The organism is Spiroplasma endosymbiont of Monopis laevigella, from assembly GCF_964019975.1.
GTDB lineage: Bacteria > Bacillota_I > Bacilli_A > Mycoplasmatales > VBWQ01 > Spiroplasma_E > Spiroplasma_E ixodetis_A.
This window is the reverse complement of the sequence record NZ_OZ026473.1, coordinates 14,995-31,499: the sequence shown is the minus strand read 5'-3', so window position 1 is coordinate 31,499 and position 16,505 is coordinate 14,995. Positions and strand designations below refer to the sequence as shown.

The window sequence follows — 16,505 nt, the reverse complement described above, 5'->3', positions numbered from 1 at the left end:
ATTATTTACATAATTGATACATTTTTCAGTTAATTAAATACAATAAAAAATATTTACTTTCAGTAATTAAAGATAAAACTTTAATTTGTAAATGATTAGTACTGCTTTGATATTTTTTAATACCTAATGCTAAATTAGAAAGATAAACATAACGATATTTATATTTATCTCAATGTTTATATCGATTGATGGCTATAAGTTAAAATCACCAAAGATATTATTAATTTTCCTTTTTTTGATTTTGAATGGAATGTTTCTTTATCTTCATATTCAAACTTTAAATCTTCTAATGCTCTTTTAAAAACATCAACTAATTTTTGTGATAAAAAACAATACTAATTTGTTCTTGTATTGATATCAATTTCCTATTCTGCTTTTAAAAATTAATTAATACTACATTAATTTTACTAAGTAAATAAAAAATACCCCACTTAAAAGTTTAACTCTAAGTGGGGAATATGGTGTTACAATTTTAAATTAATAATTCTTTTTTTATTTTTAAAATATCTTCTTTAATTAATTTAATTTCTCTATTAAATATATTTGCAAATGTTAAAACTATTTGATTATTTATATTTTCTTTATCTTCTTTAATTAAAGATAAATTAATTATTTCGCTTTTTTCTAAATCTTTTTCTTCTATATTTCATAAATTATTTGTAACATTTTCAAAAATATTTGATATTTCTTGTTCATTAGCATTAAATAAAGATAAATTAATATCCTCATTTGTAATTAAATTTTTTACAATTAAAATATTTTCTTTATCTTTTAACTCTATTTTATAAAGATAATTATTTTCCATAGTAATTTGATCTGTCATTAAATGCTTCCTCTCCACCTTCTAAAATTTTTTCACAAATATCTGCTCAAATAAAATCAGTTTCTTCATTTTGAATATTATGCATAGTTTCTTTAAATGAATTTCCTAAGTATGTCTTATTTTCAGTATTTTGGTTTTTATTTAATTCTCTGTAAATTGTTAAATATGGCAGTGTTCTAACTCCAATATTAGCATTATGTGTAACTATAATAACAGCTTTGCCATCTCTGGCTAATTTATTTATTTTTTGAACGATAATTTCGTTTATAAAGTGATTATCTAAACCATTTTCTGGCTCATCTAAAAAATAACAATCTTGTTCTAACTCTAAATAATTAGTTAATTTTAAAATAGCTTGTTCCCCAGGGGATGGATTATGTTCATTACCATTTTGATCTTGTATAATATCTTTGTACCAAATAAAATCATCTTTTTGTAATGAGTTAATTTCTTCATCATTCAAATATTTAATTAGTTTATTTATTTTTGTTTGTAATGAATTTTTTCAAATATTTTCATTAATTTCTAATAATAATTTTCTTATAGATTGATATTTTTTAAAGTTTAACGAGCCCATATTTTTATATCCTTCTACTTTTTCTACAGGATAATAAAATTCTCTTTTTAAGTATAAAGTTTTATTATTTAAAACATCTCCCAAAATTTGTTTATTTGTAGAAGTTTTTTGAAAGTTTAAAATTTTTTCAATACTTTTATGCAGTCTTTCTCTTAATTTAAACATGTGAACAAAACCTAATTCAGAGGGCATAGCTTTTTTGCTAGTCATATTTTCAATTACAGATTTTATATTTTCAATAACATTTTTTGTAATAGTTAAAAGACTTATTTTTTATGAATAATTTTTTTAGTTCTTCAACTTTTAATTCAATTATTTTATTTATATAATTCTTAACTAAAATATAATTATCAGTTAAAAAATTACTTTGATTTTTATTTAGTTCAATTATTTCTAAAGTTTTTCTCAAATTTAAAATATCTAATTTTATATCAGAATAAAAATTATTAAAATAGTTATAATCAGAAGTATTTTTAATCAAATTAGAAGAAAACTCAATTTTGGTTCATGCATCATAATTAGTAATTTTTTGATTTTTGTAAAATTTGCCTATAGATAAAAAATTCTTTAGAATTTCATTAAAATTAAAACTTGACTTAGTTTTTATAGTAAAAATACTATTTAAATCATGAATTTCATTCTGAAAGTCTATTGTGCATTGAAATTTAGAAGTAATTTCATTCAAAATTTGATTATAATTATTATTATTTTGCTCATATGATAAATATTCTTTTGAACTTCTTTCATTTATTTTTGTTTTTATTTCTTTAAATAATTCACTTTTGCCAACTCCTCTAGGACCAATAATGACATTAACATCTTTAAAAATAGGAAATTTCTGATTTTCACTTCATTTTTTGGGACAAACTTCTATTTCCATTAACACTTTTTCTTCCATTTCCTTTCTTAAAAAGAATAAATCTTTATTTAAGAATTTTAAAAGGTTTGCAAAAGAATCAATTTTTATTTTAGAATCAGGTAAATCTTTATATTTTGGATTAAAAATATCTTTTTCATCTGAACCATAAAAAGTTCTTTTGCCTTTATAACTTAAAATATGAGAAGAAATTTTATTAGTTGTTTCAAAAAATCAAATGCCATTTTTATCATTTTGAATTATTTTTAAATCATCTATTGGTAATTCTAAGTTATTATTGGATTTTTGTTTATTTGGTACTAAAAAAATTTTTTCTAATGATTCAATTTTTTTAATTAGATCAGACAATTTAATTGCAAATTTATCACAATATTTATCTGAAGTTAAAAATTCAGAGCATATTTCATTTCATTCATCTTTTTTATAGTTACTAACTATTATTCCTAGATTATGGGACTTAGAATTAGTATCTAAAATGTCAATTTCAATGCCTGGCAAAAGAAGTATTCCCTCTTTTTTGCATCTTTCTTCTAATATATCAAATGATTTCTTATCAAAAAAATTATGATTAGTTATTTCAACTATACCAACATCTCAATGCTTTAAGTTATTAATGAACAAATTTATATGTTCTTCATTATTAATATCTAAATTCCTTGTTTCAGGCTCGCTTTTCTTTGTTCTTTTTGTATGTTGATGTAAATTTATTCTCATATAGCCCCCTTAGTACAAATAATTAACACTAAAATATTAACATGATTTTAAATTAAAAATAACCCCTAGTTAGCTTAATTTTAGCTAACTAGGGGTTATAAATTAATTATTATCAAAAGCTTTAAATTCACTGTTTAAAATATTAATATTCAAGCAATAACGTTCGTAACTATGAACAATCATTAAAGTATCACCTTTACCTGCTCTTTGAATAAAATCAGTTTCTTCAGGTGAAAGACCACCATATGATTGATATAGTAATTTAACATCATTTAGATCACTTGGAGTTAAGTTGAAAATAAAAGTATATTGGGTTTTATTAATCATTGCTGTTGTTTTCTTTTTAATATCTTCAGTACCTGTAAAGTCATTAATATTTTGAGTGGTGATAATAATTCCAGAATGGTACTTACGACAACGTTTTACCATTTGATACATAAAGTTAAGAGATACAGGATTGTTCTTATCAATAGCTAAGTGGGCTTCGTCAATAACTATGATTAATTCTTTATCTTTTTTAAATCGATTACGTTTAACTTCACCTTTAATAAAAGCAAGAACTAAATATAACTGCGCAGCTGTAATTTTAGGAATATCTTGATCAAATAATGTTCAAACATCATAAACGACAAATTGATTATTAAAATTTAATGTTGTGTGACCGTTTCATAATTTACTATATTGACCATCATTACAAAAGTCATACTGAATAATATCCATTAGTTTTATTTGGCTTTTCTTGGTAACTGTGACAAATAGTTTCATATAAATTTTGTAAAGTAGGGAATTGCCCTGATTTCAATTTACTAATATCAGTAGCGTTAGTAATTTGAAATTTAGTATATGTTTTTTGAATTTCATTAATTAGAACTCGTAATTCTCTTTCTTTTAAATCATGATATAGTGTTCTAAATCATTGTGTTAGTGTTCGCAAATGATTAGATACTGGAGATTCATTAATTTCATCAAAGTTTTCAGTTGTAGCTTCATCTAATTCTTTAAAATTATTATCTAAAACTTGCAAAGGATTAATACGGCCGATAGTAGCATTACCAGTATCAATTCATTGACCTTTGTAATAGTTACATAAGTTTCGATACTCCCCCGCTCAGGGTCAATAACAATAACAGTTCGCCCCATATTTAAGTGAAAAACAATTTCTTTTTTAGTTAAGGTAGATTTACCACTACCACTAGTACCAATGATAATTTGATTATGGTTCTTACGTTTATCATTAAGCAGTCACCCAATAATTGGGTTTTAATAAAGTGTTCTTTTACTACACAATCATAAGGAACTAACAAACTAGTATCTTGTTTAGTTTTTTCTTGATATTTTCTGGGAGCAATTAAATATTTGATTCATAATAAAATAACTTCTCACCCTCTTAAATGTCCCATCATTGGACAAATTAAAGGTGCTACTAAAAATGAACCAAAGAGAAAGATTGGAATTCGAATATATCATTGTAGTGGCAAAATTAAAAATATTGCAGCCGCTAACACAATTCATATTATTGCTAATACGAATTCAATAATTGATATGCCACGAAAGAACTCTAAGCGAGTTCGACGAATAGCTTTTGGGATTAAATTTTGCATATTAATCCTCCTTTCTGAAATAAAAAATAAGGTTATATTTAACCTTATTATTTGCGATAATAAACATATATAAATTCATATTTGAAACCGAGGAATTATAAAGTGTTAAATTTAAATAAACTTGAAGATTATATAATTGCAATTTTACTAACTTTTGAAAATAGAAAAAAATCTATCAATAGTTGAGATTCTGATTATTTAATTGAAAACATCATTATTAATCAATTTTATAAATTTTTTAATGAAGTAAACTTTCAAAATACAAATGCAATAAATTTAAGAAGTATTATTGAGTCAGAAATTAGTGGAGTAGCAAAAAATATAAGAAATTTAAATAAAAAATTAGGCATTGAATATATTTCTGAAGAATTTTTAGATCAACATTATAAAGAACTCAATCAAAGACTTTCGAATAGAGATTCACTTAAACAATTATTTAATGAATGAATAGAAATAAATGCTTTTCTAAATAACTTAAAATCGGATAAAACTAATATTAGAGAATTAGAATTTGGAAACAAAAATGAACAAATAATCAATTATGCTAATAACATATATTCTATAAATGAAAGATTTCTTAAGAAAATAAATCAAGTACTTGTTAATAAAGAAAAAAAATATACTTTAGACTATTTAAAAGTATTGATTTCAAATGATATCGCTCATCCAGATTTAAATATTCTAAAAAAATACATTGATTTAAATAAGGAAGTAATTGACGAAATAATAAAATTTAATAGTAAAAAAAATAAAGATAAATTTAGGAATGACCCAGAGCATAATGATTTTATTACGAATTACTCTTATAAAGAGTGCTTATTTTATCTTTTCATTCGAGGCTTTTTAATAATCTGTGTATCTTTGTTTTACAAAGTTACTAATTTAGATTAATTCTGTCTTCAAATTTTATCATAAAATGAGCAATTGCTGTATTTCAATTTTGAATAGGCAATGTTCATTTTTTTGTTATATTTTCAATTGCCAAGTAAAATATTTTGAAAACTGCCATATCATTAGGAAAAACTTTTTTATTTCTGATGATTTTTCGTAATTGACTATTAACAGATTCAATAGCATTTGTAGTATAAATCACTCTTTTGATTTCTACTGGATAACTAATAAAAACCATTAAATTATCTCAATTTTTATATCAAGATTTAGTAATTTGAGGATATTGTTTATTTCATTTACTTTCAAACGATTCTAAAGCTTGCATTGCTTGTTCTTCACTACATGCACTATAAATTGGTTTTAAATCTGCAACTAGACATTTTCGATGTTTGTATGAAACATATTTTAAACTATTTCTAATTTGATGAACAATGCATAATTGATGTTCTGTTTTAGGATAAACTGATTGTATTGCTTCTGACATGCCTGTTAAATTATCACTACAAGCAATAAGAATATCATTTAAGCCACGATTTTTCATTTCTGTGAAATTAGATAATCAAAACTTAGAACCTTCATTTTCACTAATTCATAATCCTAAAACATCTTTTTTGCCTTCTAAATCAACTCCTAATGCTATATAAACTGATTTGTTAATAATCCGTTTATCTTGTCGTACTTTAACTACTATACAATCAAAATAAACAATAGGATAAATACTTTCTAATGGTCGATTTTGTCATGCTTTAACATCATCAATAACATCATCAGTAATTTGACTAATAACACTTTCACTAATATCAGCACCATGATATAACTCTTGCAACTGCATTCTAATGTCAGATAATGTCATTCCTTTTGCATACAAGGAAAGAACTTGTTGATCAAAACCATCAAATCTTCTTTGCCTTTTAGGAACTATTACAGGAGTAAAATTACTATTGCGATCTCTTGGTACATCAATTTCAATTTTACCTTGTTGAGTTATTAATTTTTTTGAACTTGTACCATTACGAGCATTTTCAGTAGTACTATGTTGATTTTTTTCATATCCTAAATAATTTTGCATTTCAGAATTCAACATTTTTTCAACTAATCTTTTTGCTAATTCTTTATATAAACCGCCAGGTTTAAAAACTGTTGTTAAATCTTCAGTATTTTCTAGTAATAAATCTACTGCTTTTGATATTGGATCATTATTATTAAAGTTATCTTTTTTAGCCATCTGTAACTCACTCTTTCTAGTCATTTAATTATATTTACTAGAATTAATTAAACATAGTTATTTTTGTAAGTTACACAGATTACTAAACATTTCCGCAATTTACTAATTCAGGTAGTTTTAAAACTAAAGATAATCTTTCAGATTTAGAAAAACAATTAATTCAAGCAAATAAAGAATTAAAACAGTTACGAATGGAAATTGATATTTTAAAGCAAGCAGCACTAATAATAGGCAGAAAGTAGAGATTATTGCAAATAATAAATCTAAATATAAAATTCGCACAATGTGTCATTTTTTAAAACTCTCTAAATCAACATATTATTTTAATTTAAAGAAAAAAAATAAAATTCAAAATAATATTTATGAACAAGCTGTTATTAGTGCTTTTAAAGAAAATAAAGAAGTTTATGGTACTAGAAGATTAAAAGTCATACTAGCAAACCAAGAAATTTATTTATCACGCAGAAAAATTAAAGAAATTATGAATAAGCATAATTTAATATCAAAATACACTAAATTATCATTCAAAAATTATCATAATAAAGTCAATGATAGTCAAATAACCAATCTTGTTAATGGAAACTTTAATAATAGAATTAAAAATGAAGTTATTGTTAGTGATTTAACTTATGTTCAAGTTAATGGTAAATGAAACTATATTTGCCTATTAATCGACCTATTTAACCGCGAAATTATTGGACATAGTGTTGGAGTTAAAAAAGATGCATCATTAGTATATCAAGCATTTATGCAATCAAATCACTGTTTAAAAGATATTGAAATATTTCATACTGATCGCGGTAATGAATTCAATAATAAAACTATTGATAAACTTTTATTAGCTTTCAACATAACTCGATCTTTAAGCAAAAAAGGATGTCCTTATGACAATGCTGTTGCTGAAGCAACTTTTAAAACTTTCAAAATTGAATTTATTAATGATAAAAATTTTACATCATTAATCCAATTAAAATTAGAATTATTTGATTACATCAATTGATATAAAAACATAAGAATTCACAGTACTCTAAACTACCTAACTCCAGTTAGTTATCAAAAACAAATGTCTACCAAAAAATAGTCCTAAAAAGGGTTGCCATTCCATATTTCATGACATCTTTATCAGAATTTAATAAAACAAGTTCATCTAAATCACTATCTTCTCAATATCTAATTTTTAATCTAGGGGTTTCAAAAAATATCATATTTTTACTCCTTTGTTATGATATTTTTTCTATTAACAATTTGTTAGTTTATTTAATTAATAATATTAACTTCAATTTATTTCACTTGGTTTCATTGGTTTTTCATTATTCTTTACACTAATAATTTTACCATTTTTAACGTTAATAACAGTATTTGCAACATATTGGAAGTTAGGATTATGAGTAACCATAATAATTGATGTTTTATATTCTCGATTAACATCCAATAAAATCTCTAATACCTTACGCCCCATTTCCTCATCAAGTGCTCCTGTTGGCTCATCACAAAATAAAATTGTCGGATTTTTTGCTAGTGCTCTACCAATCGATACTCTTTGTTGTTGCCCACCTGATAATTGACTTGGAAATTTATTCATATGTTCATCCATTTCAATAACTTGAAAAATATCATCAATACTCATATTTTTATTTTTAGCAAGATTTTCACCAACTTCAGCATTTTCACGAGCAGTTAAGTTAGTTAATAAATTGTATTGTTGAAAAATAAAACCAACATTATCTCGTCTAAATTTAGTTAAATGACTATCTTTTAATAAAGATAAATTGTATCCCGCCACAAAAACATCACCAGTATTAGGTTTATCCAATCCCGAAATAATATTTAATAATGTTGTCTTACCACTTCCCGATGGTCCTAAGATAACAACAAAATCACCTAATTTAATTTTTAAATTAACTCCTTTTAATACTTCATATTCTAAGTCTCCAGTTAAGTAAGATTTTTTAACATCAAATAATTCAATAACATTAGTTTGAGTATCAGGAGTATTATTAGTCATTGATATAATTTTACCTGCTAAAATTTCTTTTGAATGAGTTTTTGTTAATTTTTTAATTGCTTTTTGATTATCTTTAAAAGCTTGCAATTTGGCTTTATTAGCTTCTATTTCTTCCTTTGATTCTGCTTTATCATGAGATTTATGGGTTACTGGTGGTATTGTAGCTTCATTTTTAGATACTGACTTCTTTGTAAAACTAGATTCTAACTTATTTTTAGTTACTTGTTTACTTCCAATGTCTTTATCATCTTTTTTAATTTCCTTATTATCTTTTTTCATAATCATTTCTCCTTTTTAATTCCATGCTTTTATAAACAACACACTCATTTTATCAATTACTTTACCTTATTTATATAGAAATACTTAAAAAATATTTTAACTTCCTTGTAATAAAGCTGTTACTGGTTTGTATTTAATTAAATATAACCCAACAGCATAGCCAATAACCATTATTAAAAATACCATTCCAAAGCAAGATAAAATTGTAACTAGATTAGCAGCCAAATTAAAAACAACGCCTGCTTTAGTTGCAATAATTAAAGTAATAATATTCCACACAACATAAGAAATAATAGTACCTAAAATAAAAGCAACCAATAAAGCAATAATATAGGAGCCAATAATCAATCTGTTAATTTCATTTACACGATAACCCAAAGATTTCATCATTGCAATAATTAATAAATTATTATCTAAAATCATATTAACGATAATTACCAATACAAAAGCTACAGCAAATAATGTTAAAATTTTTGTAATATTTATAATTGTTCTAATTCCATCAAATATTTCAACTAATAATCTTTTAACTAAATCATTAATAAAAGGTATTTTATTAATAGGTTCTAAATTTTTTGCTAATATTTGTTCTTTAGTATATTCTGCAGATGGTTGCAAAATATTTATATAATTTAATGGAAAAATATTGCTATCTTTAGATAATCAATGATTAAAAGAATCTGATATTGGTTTTGGATCTTCTGACGGGGAAGGTTTTATTAATCCAATAGATGTTCGTAAATCATCAAGATTAATATAAACATTCGAATTGTCTAAATTATTTTCAATAATTCCTTTAACTTGATAAATTACTGGAATTGTATAATTATATCAACTTGCTAACATTAAAAAGTGATCATCAATTTTATAATCATTTAAAATTGATAATGTTTTTGAAATAACTGCTGGTAAAATATAAGCTGTAGTTGTTATATTTTGTCCTTGATTATCAGTATAAGTAACTTTTTGTGATTGTAAATTATGAGAATTATTAAAAATAGGATCAATATCACGATTTTTTGCTTCTTTAAAGTTAAATCAATTTTTTCAAACTAAATCTTGATATGGATCATTATAAAGTCCTGTTGCTTTAATTTTTTTTGCAAGCATGCGACCTTGATTATGTCCTTTTCATTCATTAGGAGGTCTTAAATTTATTTCAATAGTTGGATAATACTTATTATTATAAATATTTAAACCTAAACTAATACCAGGAAACGGGTTTATTTCTGGATTAATACCTGTATTTGTTGAAATATAATTAAATATTTGATGAATATTTTGACAAATAATTTTCATTAATGGTTCAGGTATTATCTTTTTTGGATTAATAAAATCTTCACAATCAGATTTGTTCTTAGTTTTTTGATAAAGGATATTAATTTCTTCACTATTCATAAAATAATTTTTAAAGTTATTATTATTAATAATACTTTCAATTTTTTTAGCTTTATTATCATTATCAATATGAAAATCATCAGCTATTCATTGATGATATTTATTAGTATCGGTTTCTTTATCTTTCGTAATATCTTTTTCTGAAACTCAATCAAAAACCTGCTTATCAATACTTAAATTAGAATCATTAGTATATGTATACATTGATGAAGTTGATGTATTTCATTTAACATCTTTATTGTAATATCCATATAAATTATTTATTTTATTATCAAATAAATCAGTAGCTGAACTTTGAAATAGTAATAAAAAACTAACAAAAATAAAAGTAAAAAATACTAAAAATAGTTTTCCAACCGATTTTAGAGTGAAAGCAATTGCTAAACGCTGTTTAAATGGTCAATAACGAAAGGGGTATTTTAAAACTGAAATTAGTTTAGAACTTGAATTACTTGGTCTATCATAAATTAATAATAATGGACTAACGCGTAATTTTGTTTCCGATTGCATATAACTAATTACTATAAAAATAATAGGAATAATTATTAAACTTACAATAAATACTATCCAACTAAAAAATAGTATTGGTAATGGCATAAAAAACCCAATGTTATTTAACGAATTAAATCATATTTGTAACCCTAGACCAATACCTAAACCAATAATACTAGAAATGAATGTTATCGAAAATATTAAAATTACAAAACTAATAGCAATTTGAAAATTACTATAACCAAGGGCTTTTAATAATCCTATCTGTGGTTTTTGTAAATCAATTTCTTTTCTAACATATGACATAATGATAAAAATAATAACTAATAATACTACAAGAGTAATTGCTGTAAACATTATATTTTCCATTTTAAAACTCTCTAGAATTTGTCCTGATCGAATATCTTCGCTATCACTACTAATAATTGAACCAAAACTAAAACTAAAAGTTTTAATTAAAAGTTCTTCTAACTTACTAACAAAATAGTTATCGTTATTGTTAACTTTTAATAAAAATATATTATTTAAATTAGTTCTAAATGTAGAGTCTTTTATTAAATTATTAAACCATTGATTTGACATATAAACAGGACTTGTATTTTCAGATGTCGGATTAGGATTTGTTGCAGTACGACTACCAGTAATTCCCCAATAAGCATAACCAAAGCCAACAACTTTTAACTTTTCAACTTTATCAATAACTGTTATATAATCATTTAATTCAATATTATTAATACGTGCAAATTCAGGATTGATTACTATTTCTAATGGATTAATAGGCTTAATACCTTCGGAAATATAAACTTCATTAATATTATTTCTTTTTGGAGCAAAATCAAAAGATTCACTTTTTTCTGAAGTATAAAATCCATTTTCTAATGAATAATAAATTTTTTTAAGAGAACTAACGTTTTCATAATCAAAAGTTTTAAAAAATGATTTAGCAAGTTCATAATGTTGCAAATTATAAATTTCATCATTTTTAACTTCGTTTTCTAAAATATCATTAAATAGTATTCCTTGATAACTTAATCCTCAATTTAACAAATAATTTTCAAAATCTTTATTAATATCTACTCCCGAAGGAAGGATAGGAAAACTATTATTTCTAAGATTATTTTCTTTAATTTCATCTATCTGTTTATAAATTTCTTGCTTTTGCAGATGATCTTTAAATTGTTTTTTGATAATTGTTTGGATTCTTGATGTTGCAGTAGCAGTATCTTTATAATTATTTAATAATTGTAAATTAATACGATAGTCATATTTACCACTATTGTTTAATACTGTATAAAAACCTGATTCAGCTCTTGATGCTGTACCATAAAGTGCAGAAAGAGTAGAAATTACAATAACTAATAGTATTATAATACCTAAATATTGTAATAATCTTTTCTTGATTCCTCTTAAAACATTAACAAAAAGATTGCTCATTATAACTCCAATATTCTTATACAACTTAAAAAATGCTAATAGTATAATTTTATCATAATAAAATAATGCTAATTATATTTGAACTATATTAAAAAATAAAAATTTTAATATTATTATTAAATTCTAAACTTATTTACTTAACTACTTTTTTTACATTTTTCTAAAATTGCAATTTTATTAAGGTCAGCAATACCAACATAAGGTAAGTTTCTCAATTTTTCATCATAATCAAGACCATATCCTACTAAAAAATGATCAGGAACTTCAAAGCCATATCAATCAGCTTCAATTTTAGCAACTCTTTTAGATTTCTTATCTAAAAGAGTAATTATTTTTACCGATTTTGCTCCAAGTTCTTGTAAATGATCACGAATTTTAAATAACGAATTACCTGAATCAATAATATCTTCAACAATTAATAAGTCACGACCCTTAACATTATGAATAACATCCATTCTTATTTTTGGTTTATTTACCGCCTTTGTTTGTCCTAAATATGACTCTACATACATAAAATCAACCAAACAATCAATCTTAAGGTTTAACATAAATTGTGATAAAAAAGGTAAACATCCTCTTAATATCCCTACTAAAATAATGGGCTCTTTATTATCTTTATAATAACTATTAACTGATTTTGCAAGTTCAATAATTTTATTATTGATTACATCAGTACTTAATAATATTTTTTCTACTAATTCATGTTTTTCCAACATTGTTTTTTCTCCTTATTACTTTTTATATTATATTTACCAAATAAAAAAAGAAAATAAAACAAAACTTACACATTATCGAAAATATTAAAATAGTAAGTTTTGTTTTTTTATTATAATAACTTAATTATTTCTTCTTAGGAACAACTGATATTGTATCATCATCAGTCCCTGAATTATTATCTTCCTTTTTATCATTTGATTCATTATCCTCTTTGGAAGGATTTTTACTATTTTTTTGCATTTCTTTTTGCATTTCTATTACTTCAATTGGTAATTTATTATATTTATCAATATATTCTATTTGTTCAGCAGTAATTGTTTCTAAAGTCATTAATGACTTAGCAATTAACTCTAATGTATCTTTATGTTTTTTAATTGTTGCTACTGCTTCAATATAACAAACATCTAATAATTTTTTAATTTCTCCATCAATTTTAGATGCAATATCATCAGAAAACTTATTTGCTGCAAAAGGTGAATACTCATTACGTGGACTTTCAAATTGAACTAATCCTAATTCAGATGACATTCCATATTCAGTTATCATTTTTCTGGCAATATTTGTTGCTTTTTCTAAATCATCATGAGCACCAGTAGTAATATTTGCATTACCAAACATAATCTCTTCTGAAGCGCGACCACCTAAATAACCAGTAATAGTTGCTCTTAAATGTACTTTTGAATAAAACATAGTATCTTCTTTAGGAGTCATAATAGTATATCCACCTGCTTGTCCACGTGGTATTATTGTAACTTTTTGAACTTTAGAAGCATATTCTAGTTTTAAACCAATAAGAGCATGTCCAGCTTCGTGATATGATACTATTTTTTTATCCATATCAGTAATTACTCTTGAAGTTTTAGCAGGTCCACCAACAACTCTATCAATAGCTTCATCAATTTCTACTAAACCAATAACTGTTTTATTATGACGAACAGCTAACAACGTTGCTTCATTTAATACATTTTCTAATTGTGCACCACTAAATCCTGGCGTTCTCTCTGCTATTCTTTGAAAATTAACTTTTGGCGAAATATTTTTATTACGAGCATGTAATCGTAAAATTGCTTCACGTTCTTTAATATCAGGTCAACTTAAAGAAATTTGACGATCAAATCTACCTGGACGTAATAACGCTTCATCAAGTACATCAGCACGGTTAGTAGCAGCCATAATAATAACTCCCAAGTTAGTTTCAAATCCATCCATTTCAACTAATAATTGGTTTAAAGTTTGTTCATTAGTTGCAGTTGAAGCTGAGGCACGTTTTCTTCCTACTGCATCAATTTCATCAATAAAAATAATACAAGGAGCACTTTTTTTAGCAGTAGTAAACATTTCTCTAATTCTTGAAGCTCCAACTCCAACAAAAATTTCTTCAAATTCAGAACCAGAAATTGAAAAGAAAGGAACACCTGCTTCACCAGCAACTGCTTTTGCTAATAAAGTCTTACCAGTACCAGGCGGTCCTACAAGAAGAACTCCTTTTGGCACTCTTGCACCCATTTGTGCATATTTTTGTGGAAACTTTAAAAAATGAACAACTTCTTCTAATTCCAATTTTTCTTCTTTAATACCAGCAACATCAGTAAATCTAGTATCTGATGTTCTAATCTTAGCACGACTTTTTCCCATTGAAAAAGGACTCATGCCACCACCGGCACCCATTTTATTCATTTTAGAAAATAATCAAAATGAACCACCAACTAATACTAATATTGGAAACATACTAATTAAAAATGTTTTTCAAAAGGGAACTAATTCACTAATAATTGTGGGATTAATATCAAAGCCTTTACCATCTTTATCTTTTCTGAATAATTTTTCAATAACATCATGATAAAAACCACCTATAGCAGTTCCAGAAACTGTCGCTTCAAATCGTTTTACCTTACCATTAATTCCTAAAAAACCTGTAATATAAGTAGTATGATCAAAAAATTGAACTTGTACTCCATCAATTTTGCTAACAGTGTCACTACTATTGCTAGGGAGTTTACCATCTCTAAGTAGTGTTTCTAATTGAAATTGATCTAAAGTTAAAGCATTTCCTCTTAAAAAATATCACAATAAAATTCCAACAAATACTAAAAAAGCAACGAATAGTGCAACAATTATTCAATTAATTTTAATTCGCGTTTGCATTATTTTTTCACCTACGTTTAATTTCTAATTTATTTTCTTAAATAATACCATAATATTTTAGCACATACAAATTAGGTTTCTCACTAATATTGTTTTTATTTACTGATAATTTTGGAATTGCCACTACTTTTCCGCTTGAATTTATGATTACTGGTCATATAAGACGTTCACGATATGGAATTTTATTATCAATAAATAAACGATTAATTTTTTTTGTACCAAATGGTGTCTCAATTTCTTCTTCACCATTATTAGTTCTAATTGTTAATGGAAAATCTGATTTATTAATATATAAAGCTTGAAATTCACCACCTGTTGGTTCAGTTTTAGAAATAGTAATTTCCTTAAAATTATAGTTATTTATTTTAGAAATTTTATAACTAAATTGTTTTGGTTCATTTTTTTCACTAATATATGCAAAATTATATTCTTTAATAACTCAAGTATTTTCAGAAATACAAATAGTAATATTTGGTTTACTAGATTTAGTTAAAACTCTAACTATTTCTTTAATTTTAGCCTTTTTTAAAGATAAAACTAATTCTTCATCATATTGGCTTAAAAATTCATAGATAATCATTTGTTGTAATTTAAATTCATATTTTTTAAACTCATTAATAGCGAGCACATCATCATTAATAATAGTATTATAAATTACTTCAAGTTCATCTTTCAGTAATTCTTGTTCACTATTTAATTCTTTAATTTCACTTAACATTAAATTAATATCAAAATCAGTAAGTTTATTAATTTGTTGTTGTCTAATTCGATTTCTTTCATAAATAATTAATTCATTTGTTTCATCAAATCCATATTTAATATGATACAAAGTTAAATAGTCAATAATATCTTCTTTTTTTAATTCTAACATTGGACGATAAACCGATAAAGATTTATATGTTGTTTTAAATTTTAATCCATAATAAGAAACTATTGCCTTGCGTTGTTTTTGAATAATATATGTTTCAAGTAAATCGTAAATATGATGTGCTACAACAAGATTATAAACTTGATATTTTTGAGCAATTTCATTAAAAAAATCATATCTAAGTACACGTGCTTGACTTTGAAAATTTTGTTTTTTATTGTATTCCTCTTCTTTAATATTTTTTACTTCTAAAGTTATTTTATTATTTGTACAATATTCTCGAACAATTTGCTCATCAACATTACTACTTCAACGTTTATGATAATTAACATGACAAACAATAATTTTAAACTCATTACGTACTAAATTATCTAATAAAAACATACTATCTGGACCACCTGATACAGCTAATAAGTAAGTTATTTTTTTATTAAGTTTATTTAATCAATTAATATTCAT

At 24.2% G+C, this 16,505-nt stretch carries 15 protein-coding genes; 2 read left to right on the top strand and 13 right to left on the bottom strand.

Annotation, left to right across the window (positions count from 1 at the left end; translation table 4 throughout):
* Positions 1–472 precede the first annotated feature (472 nt).
* From AACK94_RS00135 to AACK94_RS00110, 6 genes are all read right to left on the bottom strand, one after another.
* Positions 473–823 (bottom strand): hypothetical protein, encoded by a 351-nt coding sequence (locus AACK94_RS00135; RefSeq protein WP_338975727.1) that lies wholly within the window; start codon positions 821–823, stop codon positions 473–475.
* On the bottom strand, positions 795–1,610 hold the full coding sequence (locus AACK94_RS00130) for a hypothetical protein (RefSeq protein ID WP_338975726.1): 816 nt from the start codon (positions 1,608–1,610) through the stop codon (positions 795–797). The genes AACK94_RS00135 and AACK94_RS00130 overlap by 29 nt, the downstream gene beginning before the upstream one ends.
* Positions 1,603–2,991, bottom strand: a complete 1,389-nt coding sequence (locus tag AACK94_RS00125; protein WP_338975725.1) for a hypothetical protein — start codon at positions 2,989–2,991, stop codon at positions 1,603–1,605. Before AACK94_RS00125 ends, AACK94_RS00130 begins: the two co-directional genes overlap by 8 nt.
* A 102-nt stretch (positions 2,992–3,093) precedes the next feature.
* A complete protein-coding gene (locus AACK94_RS00120; RefSeq protein ID WP_338975724.1) occupies positions 3,094–3,711 on the bottom strand; it encodes a hypothetical protein in 618 nt (205 codons plus the stop codon).
* Positions 3,683–4,015 carry a hypothetical protein gene (locus tag AACK94_RS00115; RefSeq protein ID WP_338975723.1) on the bottom strand — a complete coding sequence of 111 codons (333 nt, stop codon included), beginning with the start codon at positions 4,013–4,015 and terminating at the stop codon, positions 3,683–3,685. The genes AACK94_RS00120 and AACK94_RS00115 overlap by 29 nt, the downstream gene beginning before the upstream one ends.
* 145 nt (positions 4,016–4,160) lie before the next feature.
* Positions 4,161–4,592, bottom strand: coding sequence for a hypothetical protein (locus tag AACK94_RS00110; protein ID WP_338975722.1), 432 nt, complete (start codon positions 4,590–4,592; stop codon positions 4,161–4,163).
* A gap of 102 nt (positions 4,593–4,694) precedes the next feature.
* Between AACK94_RS00110 and AACK94_RS00105 the strand changes: the two genes are divergently transcribed.
* The gene (locus AACK94_RS00105) at positions 4,695–5,483 is read left to right on the top strand and encodes a hypothetical protein (protein ID WP_338975721.1); all 789 of its coding nucleotides are present in this window, start codon (positions 4,695–4,697) and stop codon (positions 5,481–5,483) included.
* Here the strand turns inward: AACK94_RS00105 and AACK94_RS00100 are convergent.
* Entirely contained in the window at positions 5,470–6,708 is a 1,239-nt protein-coding gene (locus AACK94_RS00100; protein ID WP_338976296.1) for an IS256 family transposase, read from the bottom strand. The genes AACK94_RS00105 and AACK94_RS00100 overlap by 14 nt on opposite strands.
* A 175-nt stretch (positions 6,709–6,883) precedes the next feature.
* Here AACK94_RS00100 and AACK94_RS00095 point away from each other — a divergent pair, with 175 nt between their 5' ends.
* Positions 6,884–7,789, top strand: a complete 906-nt coding sequence (locus tag AACK94_RS00095) for an IS3 family transposase (protein WP_338976295.1) — start codon at positions 6,884–6,886, stop codon at positions 7,787–7,789.
* On the opposite strand, the gene AACK94_RS00090 is transcribed toward AACK94_RS00095, so the two are convergent.
* The 6 genes from AACK94_RS00090 to tilS all read right to left on the bottom strand — a co-directional run bounded on the left by AACK94_RS00090 (position 7,776) and on the right by tilS (position 16,505).
* Complete coding sequence (locus AACK94_RS00090) at positions 7,776–7,913, bottom strand: hypothetical protein (RefSeq protein WP_338975719.1); 138 nt, start codon at positions 7,911–7,913, stop codon at positions 7,776–7,778. The genes AACK94_RS00095 and AACK94_RS00090 overlap by 14 nt on opposite strands.
* Positions 7,914–7,978: 65 nt before the next feature.
* Positions 7,979–8,992, bottom strand: a complete 1,014-nt coding sequence (locus tag AACK94_RS00085; protein WP_281748778.1) for an ABC transporter ATP-binding protein — start codon at positions 8,990–8,992, stop codon at positions 7,979–7,981.
* 96 nt (positions 8,993–9,088) lie between these two features.
* A complete protein-coding gene (locus AACK94_RS00080; RefSeq protein WP_338975717.1) occupies positions 9,089–12,316 on the bottom strand; it encodes an ABC transporter permease in 3,228 nt (1,075 codons plus the stop codon).
* A gap of 137 nt (positions 12,317–12,453) precedes the next feature.
* A complete protein-coding gene (gene hpt, locus AACK94_RS00075) occupies positions 12,454–13,032 on the bottom strand; it encodes a hypoxanthine phosphoribosyltransferase (RefSeq protein WP_338975716.1) in 579 nt (192 codons plus the stop codon).
* Positions 13,033–13,156: 124 nt separating this feature from the next.
* Entirely contained in the window at positions 13,157–15,178 is a 2,022-nt protein-coding gene (ftsH, locus tag AACK94_RS00070; RefSeq protein ID WP_338975715.1) for an ATP-dependent zinc metalloprotease FtsH, read from the bottom strand.
* Positions 15,179–15,215: 37 nt separating this feature from the next.
* Entirely contained in the window at positions 15,216–16,505 is a 1,290-nt protein-coding gene (gene tilS, locus AACK94_RS00065; protein ID WP_252319076.1) for a tRNA lysidine(34) synthetase TilS, read from the bottom strand.